Origin of the sequence: Polaromonas naphthalenivorans CJ2 (assembly GCF_000015505.1) — a bacterium.
Classification (GTDB): domain Bacteria; phylum Pseudomonadota; class Gammaproteobacteria; order Burkholderiales; family Burkholderiaceae_C; genus Polaromonas; species Polaromonas naphthalenivorans.
Window position 1 is genome coordinate 2,883,906 of record NC_008781.1, and the last position, 13,070, is coordinate 2,896,975.

Sequence of the window (13,070 nt, forward strand, 5' to 3'; positions counted from 1 at the left end):
AGAAGAACATATTCAAAAAATGAACAAATTTCGTCAACTGCCAAGCCTGCCGGCAGAATCTTTCAGCCCGGCAGAAGCACCCGCACTTCCAGCCCCGGATGCGTGTTGCGCACAACAAGGCTGCCGCCATGCGCCTGCGCCACCAGCCGGCACAGATACAGCCCCAGGCCCACGCCGCCCGTGGCGCGGGTGCGGGCGCTGTCGGGCCGGTAAAAGGGTTCGGCCAGATGCGCCAGCGCGGCCTCTTCAACGCCGGGGCCGTGGTCGCGAACGGCGAGCCGCAGCCCCTGCCCTTGCGCGCTGACACTGACTTCAGGCGGCCGGCTTGACTCGACACTGTGGCGCAGTGCGTTGTCGAGCAGGTTGCGCACCAGCAGGCGCATGCGGGTGCTGTCCAGCATCTGGAGCGGCACATCAGCCGAAGCGCTGACCGTGACGCGCTGCGCGGCGGGGTTGCTGGCGCTCATCCCGTGAATCACTTCTTTCACCAGGCTGCCAAGGTCAGTCGGCTCCAGCTGCAGCGCGGCGTGGCGGCTGGCCAGGCGTTCGCTCTCCAGCAGGCCGGTGACCAGGTCGCGCATCAGCGCCAGGTCGCGCAGCAAGGCGTCGCGGGCGGGCTGCACCTCGGCGGTTTCGGGCAGCAACTCGGTGTTGAGCCGCGCGCGGGTCAGCGGGCTGCGCAGCTCGTGGCTGATGGCCAGCAGCAGGCCGCGCTTGGCGTCGAGCATCTGCCGGATGTCGGCGCCCATGGTGTTGATGGTGGCGGCCAGCTCGCCCAGCTCATCGGGTTTTTGCGGGCAGCGCAAGGCAATCGGCTGGTCGAAGTCGCCCGCGCCGAAGCGCAGCGCGCCGGCGCGGATGTCGTCCAGCGGGCGCAGCAGGCGGCGCACGCGGGCATAGGCCAGCGCGGTCAGCAGCAAGAGCGCAGCCAGCGTAGCCCAGCCGACGAAGCGCGGGCGGTCGTGCCAGGCCTTCACGTCCACGCCGAACACGATCTTGTGGCCGTCCGCCGTGCTGCGCTCGAAGAAGCGAAGCTCATCTTCATTCCAGCGCCTGCCGAAATTCTTGCCGTGCTGAAAGTCGGGCGCATCCGGGTGGCTGCGCCAGTTGACCGCCGGGCCGCTGATGCGAACGCTCAAGGGCAGGCGTTGAATCAGCGCCGTGGCGCGCTCCTGGCTGGGCGGGCTGCCGATGTCAGCGGCCAGCCGGTCCACGTAATCGACGACCAGCGGACGCGCGGCGTCGCGCCAGCCGATGGACAGCGCGTACTGCATGCCCAGCAGAAACGTTCCGGCCATCACCAGCGCCAGCAGCAGGAACAGCGTCATCAGCCGCACGCGCAGCGAATGCGCGAGTGCATGCCGGGCGCGGCGGTGCCAGCGCGGACGTTGCCGCAAGCGCTCGGTGCTCATGCCGGGCGGCGGCCCAGCGCGAGCGAATAGCCCGCGTTGCGCAGGGTCTTGATGCAGTCCAGCGGTTCGAGCTTCTTGCGCAGGCGGCTGACCACGATGTCCACCGCGCGGGTGTACAGCTCGGCCTCGTGGCCGCGCAGGCGACTCAAGATGTCGTCGCGGCTGAAGACCCTGCCCGCTTCCCGCGCCAGCAGGTGCAGCAGGTCGAATTCGGTGCTGGTCAGCTCCAGCAGCTCGCCCTGGCGCTGCACGGTGCGCGTGACCGGGTCCAGCACCAGGCCATCGAACACCAGGCGGGCGGTATCCGGCGGGGTGATGGCGGCAGGCGGGGCGACGCGGCGGCGCAGCACGGTCTGCACGCGCGCCACCAGTTCGCGCGGCTCGAAAGGCTTGGGCACGTAGTCGTCGGCGCCCAGCTCCAGCCCGACGACCCGGTCCATCACCTCGCCCCGGGCGGTGAGCATGATGACCGGGATGTCGCTTTCCTTGCGGATCAGGCGGCACAGCGCAAAGCCGTCCATCTCGGGCAGCATCACGTCCAGGATGGCGGCGTCCAGGCCGCCCTGGCGGATCAGCTCAAGCCCGGCGCCGGGGCGCAGCGCGCACACCAGCTGCATGTCAAAGCGCGCAAAGTAGGCCGCCAGCGGCCCGCCGAGTTGCGCGTCGTCGTCGATCAGAAGGATGCGGTGCATGCGGCATTTTCCCACCGGCGGCGGTGGCGCAATATCAAGCGGCGAAGGTGCTGCTGATCGGCGCCAGCAACGTGCGCGGAGCCATGGCTCACCCGCCCCTAGCCGCGATGCGACCAGCGGCCACGGCGTTCCATGAATTCGCGCACCTTTTGCTGCTGGGCCGGGTTCAGGCTGTTGTAGAAGTCGGCCAGCGCGGCAATGACCTCGGGGCTGCCGGCCTGCAGGGCCGTGGCCTTCTGGTTGACGAGCGCCTGGGCGCGTTCGGCGTCGAACTTGTCGCCCGCCACCAGCGCCTTGATCTCGGCGCGCGGGTCATTGCCCTGGCCCATCAGCGCGAGGCGCTGCGCATGCAGCTTGTCGCCCAAGGTGGACAGGCGCTTTTTCTGGTCGGCGTTGAGGTCGAGCTTGCCGGCCATGCGGTCGATCATCTTTTCGCGCATCTGCGCCGATTGCTCGGCGCTCATGCCGGCGTCGTATCCGTGGTGGCGGCTGGCGCAGGCCGTCAGGCCGCCGATCACCAGCGAAGCGCCAAAAAGGCCGAACAGGGTGCGTTTGATCCAGGGTTTCATGACGGGTTTCCTTCTTCAAAGAAGCAGTTGAACAAGGCTGTCATGGTGCCGGGTGAAAGCCGTCCGGTCATCTCGCGGCGGTATCGGTTTGTTTCGTTTTATATCAATGCTGCCCGGCGGCCGCCAGCACTTTTTGAATCAAATAAGGCTTTTGCGCAGGGTGGACAAGCGCAGACAGCTATCAAATAAATAGCTATTTTTAAACGCCTTAATCCTTGTTCACCTTGCCGCGCAGCTCCTTGGTGGCCGAGCGCTGGCTCTTGCTTTCCAGCCGGCGCTGCTTCGAACCATAGCTGGGTTTGGTCGCGCGCCGGGGCTTGGGCGGATTGGACACGCCGTCGATGACCTGCTGCAGGCGGGCCAGCGCATCGGCCCGGTTCATCTCCTGGGTGCGGTGCTGCTGTGCCTTGAGCACCAGTACGCCTTCCTGGGTGATGCGGCTGTCGCTCAGGCACAGCAGGCGCTCCTTGATCTCGTCAGGCAGCGACGAGGCCGCGATGTCAAAGCGCAGATGCACCGCGCTCGACACCTTGTTCACGTTTTGCCCGCCCGCGCCTTGCGCCCGGATGGCGCTGAGCTCGACTTCGCGCTCGTCCACTAAAAATTTCAGCATGGCTCAATGCCCGTCAAAGGGGTTCAGCGGGTAAACGGCAATTATCGGCGATGGCGGCAAAGCATAGACAATCGGCGCATGACCTCATCACACCCTGCGCCCACCCATTTCAAAGCCGTGATCTTCGATTGCGACGGAACGCTGGTTGACAGCGAAACCAGCGGCATGACCGCGCTGTACGAAGAAGCCTGCAAGCTCGGTTATTCGCTGCCCCTGGCGCAGGCGCTGGACGGCTTTCGGGGCCGGCAAATGGCGCTGTGCATCGAGATGATCGAAGCCCATACCGGGCGGCCCGCGCCCGCCGGGTTCATGGCCACGGTGCGCCTGGCCATGGCCGACAAGTTCCGCACCGGCATCACGGCCATGCCCGGCGCGCCGGAGTTGCTGCAAGCGTTGCGCCGGGCCGGGGTGCCCTACTGCATCGCGTCCAACGGGCCGCAGGACAAGATGGAACTGACGCTGGGCCTGTCGGGCCTGCAGGGCTATTTTGAAAAGCATGTGTTCAGCGCCTACGAAGTGGGCCACTGGAAGCCGTCGCCCGAGCTGTTTTTTCACGCCGCGCGCGAAATGGGCGTTGAAGCGGGCGGCTGCGTGGTGGTCGAAGACAGCCTGCCGGGCATCGCCGCCGGGCTGGCAGCGGGCATGCGCGTGTATTCGATGTGCGAGCCCGAAACCGTTCCCGCCGACGTGGCCGCGCAAGTCGTGCAGATCGGCGGCCTGGCCGACCTACATGCTGCATTTAGCTTGAACAGCGCTGTTTAAGCGCTTGTCGCTGGCCACAAAACCGGCCTGCGCCACATACCGGAACGCTATTTATTTCATAGCTGCCAGCGCTTATCCACATTGCGCAAATGGCATTTTTCATCGCCAAATCATGCCCGGCAAGGTCAGGCGCCAACACTCCCCGTCACCGGCAGCACGATGCCGGTGATATAGCTCGCGCACACCGGCGAAGCCAGGAACACATAGGCCGGCGACAGCTCTTCGGGTTGCGCCGGGCGCTTCATGTCGGTGTCGGCGCCGAATTTGCGGATCGCCTCGGGCGTCTTGTCGGCCGGATTCAGCGGTGTCCAGACCGGGCCGGGCGCTACCCCATTGACGCGAATCCCCTTGTCGATCAGGTTGCTGGCCAGCGACTTGGTGAACGCATGGATCGCGCCCTTGGTGGCCGAGTAGTCGAGCAGCTTGGCGCTGCCTTCGAGCCCCGTGACCGAGCCGGTGTTGATGATGCACGCGCCGCGCTTGAGGTGCGGCAGCGCGGCCTTGGCCATGTGGAAGTAGCCGTAGATGTTGGTGCGCAGGGTTTCGTCGAAGCGCTCCTCGGTCAGGTCTTCGAGCGAGTCGGCATGCTCCTGGAAGGCCGCGTTGTTCACCAGGATGTCGAGCTTGCCGAGTTCCCTGACGGTTTTCTCGACGACCTTGCGGCAGAAGGCTGCGTCCTTCACGTCGCCGGACATCAGCAGGCAGCGCCGGCCCTCGGCCTCGACGCAGCGCTTCGTTTCCTCGGCATCGGCATGTTCGTTCAGGTAAAAAATCGCCACGTCGGCGCCTTCGCGCGCAAACAGCACCGCCACCGCGCGGCCAATGCCCGAGTCGCCGCCGGTGACCAGCGCGGTCAGCCCTTCGAGCTTGCCGCTGCCCTTGTAGCCCGGTGCCATGAACCTGGGCTGCAAGTCCATGTCGGCCTCCAGGCCCGGTTTTTCGAGGTGCTGCGCGGGCATGGGCGGCGCGGGCTGCTCGGCCACGCCGACCTGGACGGCTTGCTTTTTGGGCTGCCCGCCGCCGGATTTTTCAGCGTCCTTGTCGTCTTGCTGCCGCTGGATGCCGCGCTGCTTGTCAACCACCGATTCGGCGCTGTCTTGGGGCGATGCCCGTGGTGAAGTCTCTGCCATGAAGCCCTCCAGAAAGGATCAAAAACCTGAATCTACGGCCTTGATTTTTCCCGGAATGTAGGAGGACTCCCCGCCTCGAACCCAGCCTTGCCAGCGTGGACGCTTCAGCCCCGGCTGCGCATGATGTCCGGCGTGCTGACCTTCACATCGCCGCATTGCGCGCGCTGGCGCAGGGCGTGTTCCATGACGACCAGCGCCAGCATGGCTTCGGCAATCGGCGTGGCGCGAATGCCGACGCAGGGGTCGTGCCGGCCCTTGGTCACCACCTCGGCCGGGTTGCCGGCCGTGTCAATCGACTGGCGCGGCGTGATGATGGAGCTGGTCGGCTTGATGGCAATCGACACTTCCAGGTCCTGCCCGGTGCTGATGCCGCCAAGCACGCCGCCGGCATTGTTCGACATGAAACCTTCGGGCGACAGCGAATCGCCGTGCGTGGTGCCGCGCTGCGTCACGCTGGCAAAGCCGGCGCCGATTTCCACGCCCTTGACGGCGTTGATGCCCATCATGGCAAAGGCGATGTCGGCATCCAGCTTGTCGAACAGCGGCTCGCCCAGGCCGACCGGCACGCCAGAGGCTACCACGCGGATGCGCGCGCCGCACGAGTCGCCCGCCTTGCGCAGCGCGTCCATGTAGTTTTCAAGGTTTGACACGTCGGCCACCGGGGCGAAAAATGGGTTGTTGGCCACATGCTCCCAGGACTCGAACGGAATCATGGCCTCGCCGATCTGCGCCATGCAGCCGCGAAACGTCGTGCCGTATTTCTCAAACAGCCACTTCTTGGCCACCGCGCCGGCCGCCACCATGGGTGCCGTCAGCCGGGCCGACGACCTGCCGCCGCCGCGCGGGTCGCGCAGGCCGTACTTGTGCAGATAGGTGTAGTCGGCATGGCCGGGCCGGAAGGTATCGAGGATGTTGCCGTAGTCCTTGCTGCGCTGGTCGGTGTTCTTGATCAAGAGGCAGATCGGCGTGCCGGTGGTCTTGCCTTCATAGACCCCGGACAGGATTTCGACCGCGTCGGGCTCGTTGCGCTGCGTGACGTGGCGGCTGGTGCCCGGCCGGCGCCGGTCCAGGTCGCCCTGGATATCGGCCTCTGACAGCGCCATGCCCGGCGGGCAGCCGTCAATCACGCAGCCAATGGCCGGACCGTGGGATTCACCAAAGTTGGTGACTGCGAAGAGATTTCCAAAGGTATTGCCGCTCATGGCGGGGATTATCCCAGACGATTTTGTGTGGCCCAGAACAAAGGCCACGCCTCCCTATCCGGCACTCAACGTGCATTGCTGATGGGTTGCGTCGCAGCGTTAGCCGACGTTCAGGCATAACGCCTATCCATTCATAGTTACACTAATTACAAAAAATCCTTGTGGACGCCTCCCAAGACAATTTTTTTGGGCCATTTTTGAAACGACATCACCTGTCGCCCCTGTCGGTTAGCCTTGAATTCAACTTTTCAAAGCCACCCAAAATGCCCAATCTGACAGCCGCCCATCACGACACCTTGGTTTACCGCCTTGCGCTCATCCTGGTCAAACTCAACCAGGGCGAAAAGCTCGACCCGCAGGCGCTTGCCGATGAATTCAGTGTCAACCTGCGCACCATCCAGCGCGACCTGAACGAACGCTTTGCCTACCTGCCGCTGGAAAAGACCGATGGCCTGTATCACCTGCATCCCACGTTTCTAGGCAAGCTCAGCACCCGCGATGTGGAACGCTTTGCCAGTCTGGCGGGTGTGCGCGGCCTGTTCCCTTCGCTGTCCGACGACTTTTTGCGCGATATTTTTGACACGGGCATCCAGGCATCGCTGCTGGTCAAAGGCCACAACTATGAACACCTGGCAGGCAAGGAAGCCAACTTTCGGCAACTGGAGCAAGCCATCGTTACCCGGCGCAGCATTGCTTTTGAGTACCGCAAAGACGAGGGCATCAAACTCTATGCGGATGTCGAGCCTTACAAGCTGATGAACCACAAGGGCATTTGGTATCTCGCGGCCAAGGACGGCGGCAAGCTCAAGACCTTTTCGTTTGCCAGGATCGAACGGCTGGTGTTGTTGAACGCCATTTTTTTGCCAGACCCGAGCGTTGACAAAACGCTGCTTGAGGAAGACGGCATCTGGCTGAGCGGCAACAAGAAAGAAATCGTGCTCAAGATTGCCAACGAGGTGGCCAGCTACTTCAAGCGCCGCAAGCTGATTGCCAATCAGGTGATTGAAAAAGAGCTGGAAGACGGCGGGCTGATTGTGTCCGCCAAGGTCGGGCACCCGAATCAGGTCTTGCCGATTGTTCGCTACTGGATTCCGCATATTCGCATCATCAGCCCGGAGGGCTTGCAGGCGGAGATGGAGCGGGAGATTCAGGGGTATCTGGCGCACTGATCGCACCGAATCATGAATGCAAAAAATGGCCAACGCTATGCAGCAGGAATTAGTTACGTCCCAGCAGGAAGCCAAGCATGTTGTGGTTTTTTACAGGTGCTGGTGTTTTCGATGTAAGTGGATGCCTGATTCATCAAAGTAACACTCGTTTATTCAGAAATAAAAAGCCGGCCATGAAATTTCCATGCACCAAATGTGGTCTCTGCTGCAGTCATGTTGATAGAAGCAATCAAACTAAATGGTTGAATCGTGGTGATGGCGCATGCCGCTATTTAAATATGGACACCAACTTGTGTGAAATTTATGAAAATCGACCAGAAATTTGTCGAATTGACAGCGCCTACAAATATTTTTCACAAAAAATTAGTTTAGCGAATTACCACAAAGCGAATGCAGAAGTTTGCAATACCCTGCAATCAGAGCATGGGCTCCCCCTATCCAAGCGAATTATTATTTTAGAGAAAGATTATTCACTTAATTGATGGGAATTAATTAGATCGGCCCGGAGTTTGAAAACATTGATCAGATAGAGAAAAAATGATAGAAAAAAAACTTTTTGAAGACTTGAAATGCATAGACCCTAATCTCAGCATCCAACTAGACGCTTGGTCAAAAGCTATCAATAGCCAGCAGCAGAAAATTTGTGTTGCAGCCTGCGGATTACTAAAAGCAGGGAAGAGTACGTTACTCAACATGTTGACGGATCACCTCGATACCGAATTTTTCAAATCGGGCATTATACGGGAAACTATACGTAATCAATCATTCGTCACCAATGATTTTGTATTCATGGACACGCCCGGTATTGATGCGAAAGTGGATGACGACAAGGAAGCTTTTGAAGGTATCGCGAAAGCCGATATTTTATTGATGGTTCATCACCCTCAAGGTGAACTTCAGATGCAAGAGTTGGAATTCCTTAAGAAGCTTGTACTGATTTCCTCTAAGGATTTAGGAAAAAGACTCGTGCTGGTATTTACACATTTTGAAGCCTACAAAGAAATTCAGGACGATCTGGCTGCAAAAGTGATCAGTCAGTGTAAAAGTGTTATTGGAATCGAGCCCAAATATTTTTGGGTATCCAACACCAGTTACAAGAAGGGGCAACTTGAGGGGAAATCGCGGCTGCGGGAGGCTAGCAACATCCCCATACTAAAAGCGCACATCAATGTTATGCACGACAAGCTTGGGCCGATTTTGCTTGCTGCACGCTCAGCCCGCTTGGAAAAAAATCGCAAACAATTCATGGGCGCATTGCAGAACGCTACTCGTGAGCGTCGTGAGAAGATAAACCAAATCCGCGCGCCCCACTTAAAGAATCTTGGCTCTTTCAGCAAACGCATGGAGCGACTGCATCAAGACCTTGATGTACGACTCGCTGCCTACGACAAAATTTAATTAAAAGAACCCACAATGGGTGAATTCCATGATTACTCGGACTTTAAGAAGTTCCATGAATCAACCACAAACATTTGAAGATTCACAGAAAAAAGGGGAAATTTGATGCCGATTCCAATTTTACTTTGGGGGTTGGGTGCTCTTGCTGCGACTGTTATTGGTGCTGCTGCAGTCTCTGCTTCAGACGACGCTGACAAGGCTAAGCAGAGTGCTGAGGAGGAAGCGAAACGGCTTATTGCACTGGAGAAGGAACAAACACTACAAAAGGAGCGGGCGAGCAGAAAAGCCTCCGAGCGTGGCCGTATTAGGGCGGAAGCGACAATCAGTCTTCAGCAGGCCTTGGACAGTCTGGAACCGATAATACGCAAAGAGGGTAATCTGGCCTTTGATTTTGATGGCATCCGCAACTTTGCGGGCAACACGATCAGGGCTCCTCGGTCACCATTTTCAAAATCAGTGAAATTACTGGGATTTAAGGCAGACGATAAAGTTTTACAAAGGTTGGGGAAGTTGGAGTCAATGGGTTATTTTGAGAAGCTAGCTGCCAGCGAGGCTTTATTGACTGACCTGGCACACATTATTACCTTGGAAAATGAAATTACAGCGTTGGAAAGAATTGAACGACGTATTGAAACAATTAATGAGAATGGTAATGCATAAAACACACACCACAACCCGATCCGACCTTCTGCAAACATTTGCATCCGTAGAATCGCGCTTCGCTGCAGCCAAGCAGAATATTGCGCAGAAAGAAAATAATTTTATAAGTTCGCTCGATGAGTTGAAAAAACGACTCAAAGCGGCTTCTAAAAAAGCTCTCTCTACGGATTTTAATTCGGAAAATCCGCTTAATCAATGCTTGACAGCATACGTTGCGGCGTTGAATGAAAGTGTTCTCGAGTGGGGTAAGGGCGTAAAAGGTTATGCGCGAGGTACTGAATTTCGGGCGAAGTGCGGCGATTCTTTACTCGTATTTGTTTACGGAAAAGTAAAGTCAGGAAAGAGTTCTCTGGGTAACTATATTGCATGGGGCCAATCTGATCCAACGTCGCAACTGGTTCGCGCTATGCCGCAGCCACATCCAAAGTTTGATGTGCATGCGCAAAGCGGGGTTGCCGGAGGAGATGAAAAAAATGAGGCAGCTACAAACCACATTTTCAAAGTGGGGGCGTTAGAAACTACGAGTTCAATTCAGAGTTTTTCCCTGCCAGGCCTCACTTGGGTAGATTCACCGGGCATTCATTCGATGCATGACGATATCAATGGCACCTTGGCCCGCGATTACGTGAAAAGTGCTGACCTTGTTGTATTTGCCATGCAATCCCAGTCACCCGGCAGAGCCTCTGATATTGAAGTCATACGAGATCTTGTAGATGATGGAAAGCATCTTCTTGTATTGTTAACAGGCTCCGACTTGACAGCAGAAGATGAAGATGAAAATGGCGAATTAATCAAAATGCTGGTGATGAAGCAGCCGAAAGATCGGCAATCGCAAATTGAATACGTCGAAAAAGAACTCGAAATCATAAAACATTCAAACCGTATCGTTTCTAAGGTACTACCTATATCGGTAAAATTTGCGGAAGAAAATGGCGATGATCTTGTCAAGTTTTCTGACAGCGGGCTTTCTGCTTTCTTTGACATGCTCTCAGAGATTGCACGCGGCAATGGCGTTAAGATGAAACTGGAAGCGCCGATGGTCAACCTCCGCGTGTTTGGGAAGCAACTTCAGTCCTCACAAGATGTATTGTGCAGTCGCCTGAATAACTTGGCAGCGATGATCAAGTCCGAAAAAAGCCAGCTCCAGCAGGCAGAAATGTTTGCAATTGCTGACGTGAAGCGCGCAATTGGTGCGGAGATATTGTTCGCTATCGAAAAATTCCGGGGGAACAGCAAGAAAATTTCTAATTATTTGAATATGCGTTTTGAAAAAATTGCAATGCAACGCGTGCAAGAAGAACTAACCGCTATTTTCTCAAGAATAGACGGAGCAGTGAATAAATTCATGGATGCAAGCGCCGTTAGAGATTTGCCAGGTTTTGAGGATAAGTACAAGGAGTTTGCGATCTCTAATGTAGGAAAAGGTCGTGCTTTGGGTGGTGGCGCTGGTGGTGTTGCTGGTGCTGCGGCAGCTGTTGCGATTTATAACTGGTGGAATCCGGTCGGCTGGGTTGCTGCCGTTGGCGCTTTAGCTGCGGGGGCTGTCGCTGCTACGGGCATAACTGCAGTTGGCAGCGACATCGGAGGATCAATGGCTGGAGTCGAAAAGTACCAAGAACGCATAGGCGACAACCTTGAGGACGTAGAAAAGGCGGCACACGCGATTTACAGCGCGGCATCGGAAAAAATGGTTGCTCAGGCTTTTACGGGCCATCTTTACCCAATGTTTCAAGTGCTTGAGATTTTCGTCGCTGATAGTCAGGTGGCACTGGATGCATTCAAACACACAGTACAACAGGAGATCATGCAATGAGCATGTCAGAATTTCACCACGTCATCGGCGGCTTTGATGCCAATAAACTGATTCTTGAGCGCTATGTTCCACCTGAGAAGCTGGACAAACTCACTGAATTGATCAAACGCAGAAGAAACGATGCAACGCCGGTCATCATGGTGTACGGCGTCTATAACGCGGGGAAAAGTACGCTGATTAACGCTCTGGTGGGCGCAGAGTTAGCGAACGTCTCGGATCGACCTGAAACTGATCGTGTTACCTCGTATCCCTGGGGTAACTTTAAATTACTGGATACACCGGGTATCGATGCGCCGAAAGAGCATGAAGCGGTAACTGAAGCTCAACTCGATGCAGCGGATATTGTGATCTTTGTATTGAGCAGTCACGGTGTTTCTGAAGAACGGAGTACCTTTGAAGTCATTGTCGATTTGGTGAAACGCAGGCGCCGGGTAATGGTTGTGATCAACAATAAGACCGGTTTAATGGATGCCTCTGTAGATATGTTGGCACTGAAGGACAAAATTCGAGAAAACTTGCAAGTCCAAGCCAAGCGAACAGGACTTGACAAAATTTTGGAGTTGGTCCCTATCGAGTTGGTACATGCAAAATCGGCATTAAAAGGCCGTCTTGAAGGTAAGACTACCTTGTTGCAGCACAGTGGATTGGAGAAATTTGAGCATAAGTTGCTAGCTTTTCTGAATGACACCAAGGCGCGAGACGTTGTTCGCAGCCTTGCCAGCGAAGTGACCCTACTCGTTGATGAAGCCCTGATGGTCGCCGAGAAAAAAGCACAAAGCCTTGGGAGTCAAAAGATCGACAAGGTTCAAGCACGCTTGGAGCGTGAGCGACAGTTTCTGGAAACAGAACTGCTTGCAAAAGTACACAGCACGGCAAGAGAAATGAAGGGTGATGTTCGCTCATTACTGGAAAATTCCAGAGATCAAGCTGAGATTGAAACCGGACACCAGCAAATCAGTCAAAAATACAGTGATGGCATTCGCTTGGCAATGGAGGACTCGCTGAGGATTTTTTCATCCAAACTGGCGAGTATTTCTGATGAATTAGAACTTGGTCAAGTTCATGCCGGGTCGATTCATACAGATGCCGAAATCAAAGCAATCAGCGAGCGGGGCGGGGCAAGTAATCGGATTGATTTTTCTGGTATCCAGTCAGTGCTTGGTAGGTCTTTACAGCAAATTGCCAAGAAAGACGTTGTCACGGCCCTGAAGTTTGGTAAAGAAATTTTTCCGCAATTATTTAAAGGAGTTGGCCCGGTTGGAATGAATAAATTGGCCTCTGGAACCATGAAAGCCTTGGGGAAGAAGGTTGGCGGAAAATTCGGCTTCCCTATTGTTGACGGGTTAATTGCTGTTGGCTCTTCGATTCATGCGTATTACCAGGCAGAAAAAGAAACAAAACGTCAGCTTGAAGAAGAGCGGCGCATGGCGCAGGCGATTGAGGATGGTGTAAGCCAGTTTACCTACTCGTTTGTTGAACATGCTGAAGCCGCTGTCGTCGCTTGCTTTGATCAAGCCTTCACTCCAATGTTTGAACAGATTGGAGAAGTTCGGAATCAACTCACTGGAGATAGTCGCGCCGTCAGCACGGATGCAGAAGAATTGCGCGCGTTCAAACGCGTGCTTGAAACTGAAATGAGCAAGTGAGTTC

Annotated in this window: 13 protein-coding genes; 7 read left to right on the top strand and 6 right to left on the bottom strand. The window is 56.3% G+C overall.

From position 1 onward, the window contains the following. Nucleotides 1-62: 62 nt before the first annotated feature. The 4 genes from PNAP_RS13680 to arfB form a co-directional block, all read right to left on the bottom strand. Complete coding sequence (locus PNAP_RS13680; RefSeq protein ID WP_011802118.1) at nucleotides 63-1,412, bottom strand: sensor histidine kinase; 1,350 nt, start codon at nucleotides 1,410-1,412, stop codon at nucleotides 63-65. Continuing rightward, nucleotides 1,409-2,104, bottom strand: coding sequence for a response regulator transcription factor (locus PNAP_RS13685; RefSeq protein ID WP_011802119.1), 696 nt, complete (start codon nucleotides 2,102-2,104; stop codon nucleotides 1,409-1,411). The genes PNAP_RS13680 and PNAP_RS13685 overlap by 4 nt, the downstream gene beginning before the upstream one ends. Nucleotides 2,105-2,202: 98 nt before the next feature. Beyond that, complete coding sequence (locus PNAP_RS13690; protein WP_011802120.1) at nucleotides 2,203-2,673, bottom strand: Spy/CpxP family protein refolding chaperone; 471 nt, start codon at nucleotides 2,671-2,673, stop codon at nucleotides 2,203-2,205. 208 nt (nucleotides 2,674-2,881) lie between these two features. Further along, a complete protein-coding gene (gene arfB, locus PNAP_RS13695; RefSeq protein WP_011802121.1) occupies nucleotides 2,882-3,286 on the bottom strand; it encodes an alternative ribosome rescue aminoacyl-tRNA hydrolase ArfB in 405 nt (134 codons plus the stop codon). 78 nt (nucleotides 3,287-3,364) lie between these two features. Here arfB and PNAP_RS13700 point away from each other — a divergent pair, with 78 nt between their 5' ends. Beyond that, a complete protein-coding gene (locus tag PNAP_RS13700; protein ID WP_011802122.1) occupies nucleotides 3,365-4,048 on the top strand; it encodes an HAD family hydrolase in 684 nt (227 codons plus the stop codon). A gap of 125 nt (nucleotides 4,049-4,173) precedes the next feature. On the opposite strand, the gene PNAP_RS13705 is transcribed toward PNAP_RS13700, so the two are convergent. After that, nucleotides 4,174-5,178 (bottom strand): SDR family oxidoreductase, encoded by a 1,005-nt coding sequence (locus PNAP_RS13705; RefSeq protein ID WP_011802123.1) that lies wholly within the window; start codon nucleotides 5,176-5,178, stop codon nucleotides 4,174-4,176. A gap of 104 nt (nucleotides 5,179-5,282) precedes the next feature. Then, the gene (gene aroC / locus PNAP_RS13710) at nucleotides 5,283-6,380 is read right to left on the bottom strand and encodes a chorismate synthase (RefSeq protein WP_011802124.1); all 1,098 of its coding nucleotides are present in this window, start codon (nucleotides 6,378-6,380) and stop codon (nucleotides 5,283-5,285) included. Nucleotides 6,381-6,643: 263 nt separating this feature from the next. Here aroC and PNAP_RS13715 point away from each other — a divergent pair, with 263 nt between their 5' ends. The 6 genes from PNAP_RS13715 (at nucleotide 6,644) to PNAP_RS13735 (ending at nucleotide 13,066) form a co-directional block, all read left to right on the top strand. Continuing rightward, nucleotides 6,644-7,549 carry a helix-turn-helix transcriptional regulator gene (locus PNAP_RS13715; protein WP_011802125.1) on the top strand — a complete coding sequence of 302 codons (906 nt, stop codon included), beginning with the start codon at nucleotides 6,644-6,646 and terminating at the stop codon, nucleotides 7,547-7,549. A gap of 77 nt (nucleotides 7,550-7,626) precedes the next feature. After that, nucleotides 7,627-8,031, top strand: a complete 405-nt coding sequence (locus PNAP_RS25705) for a YkgJ family cysteine cluster protein (RefSeq protein WP_157040289.1) — start codon at nucleotides 7,627-7,629, stop codon at nucleotides 8,029-8,031. 55 nt (nucleotides 8,032-8,086) lie between these two features. Then, nucleotides 8,087-8,947, top strand: coding sequence for a GTPase (locus PNAP_RS25035; RefSeq protein ID WP_011802127.1), 861 nt, complete (start codon nucleotides 8,087-8,089; stop codon nucleotides 8,945-8,947). A gap of 105 nt (nucleotides 8,948-9,052) precedes the next feature. Next, nucleotides 9,053-9,607: a hypothetical protein gene (locus PNAP_RS13725; protein ID WP_041376708.1), complete on the top strand. Its 555-nt coding sequence runs from the start codon at nucleotides 9,053-9,055 to the stop codon at nucleotides 9,605-9,607. After that, nucleotides 9,564-11,420 (top strand): P-loop NTPase family protein, encoded by a 1,857-nt coding sequence (locus tag PNAP_RS13730; protein ID WP_198140637.1) that lies wholly within the window; start codon nucleotides 9,564-9,566, stop codon nucleotides 11,418-11,420. Before PNAP_RS13725 ends, PNAP_RS13730 begins: the two co-directional genes overlap by 44 nt. Beyond that, nucleotides 11,417-13,066 carry a GTPase gene (locus PNAP_RS13735; protein ID WP_011802130.1) on the top strand — a complete coding sequence of 550 codons (1,650 nt, stop codon included), beginning with the start codon at nucleotides 11,417-11,419 and terminating at the stop codon, nucleotides 13,064-13,066. Before PNAP_RS13730 ends, PNAP_RS13735 begins: the two co-directional genes overlap by 4 nt. Nucleotides 13,067-13,070 lie beyond the last annotated feature (4 nt).

Excerpts from the sequence above, each read along its gene's own strand:
- PNAP_RS25035 (WP_011802127.1), top strand. The coding sequence starts at position 8,087 with ATGATAGAAAAAAAACTTTTTGAAGACTTGAAATGCATAGACCCTAAT.
- PNAP_RS13690 (WP_011802120.1), bottom strand. The coding sequence starts at position 2,673 with ATGAAACCCTGGATCAAACGCACCCTGTTCGGCCTTTTTGGCGCTTCG.
- PNAP_RS13680 (WP_011802118.1), bottom strand. The coding sequence starts at position 1,412 with ATGAGCACCGAGCGCTTGCGGCAACGTCCGCGCTGGCACCGCCGCGCC.
- PNAP_RS13705 (WP_011802123.1), bottom strand. The coding sequence starts at position 5,178 with ATGGCAGAGACTTCACCACGGGCATCGCCCCAAGACAGCGCCGAATCG.
- aroC (WP_011802124.1), bottom strand. The coding sequence starts at position 6,380 with ATGAGCGGCAATACCTTTGGAAATCTCTTCGCAGTCACCAACTTTGGT.
- PNAP_RS13715 (WP_011802125.1), top strand. The coding sequence starts at position 6,644 with ATGCCCAATCTGACAGCCGCCCATCACGACACCTTGGTTTACCGCCTT.
- PNAP_RS13725 (WP_041376708.1), top strand. The coding sequence starts at position 9,053 with ATGCCGATTCCAATTTTACTTTGGGGGTTGGGTGCTCTTGCTGCGACT.
- arfB (WP_011802121.1), bottom strand. The coding sequence starts at position 3,286 with ATGCTGAAATTTTTAGTGGACGAGCGCGAAGTCGAGCTCAGCGCCATC.
- PNAP_RS25705 (WP_157040289.1), top strand. The coding sequence starts at position 7,627 with ATGTTGTGGTTTTTTACAGGTGCTGGTGTTTTCGATGTAAGTGGATGC.
- PNAP_RS13700 (WP_011802122.1), top strand. The coding sequence starts at position 3,365 with ATGACCTCATCACACCCTGCGCCCACCCATTTCAAAGCCGTGATCTTC.
- PNAP_RS13735 (WP_011802130.1), top strand. The coding sequence starts at position 11,417 with ATGAGCATGTCAGAATTTCACCACGTCATCGGCGGCTTTGATGCCAAT.
- PNAP_RS13685 (WP_011802119.1), bottom strand. The coding sequence starts at position 2,104 with ATGCACCGCATCCTTCTGATCGACGACGACGCGCAACTCGGCGGGCCG.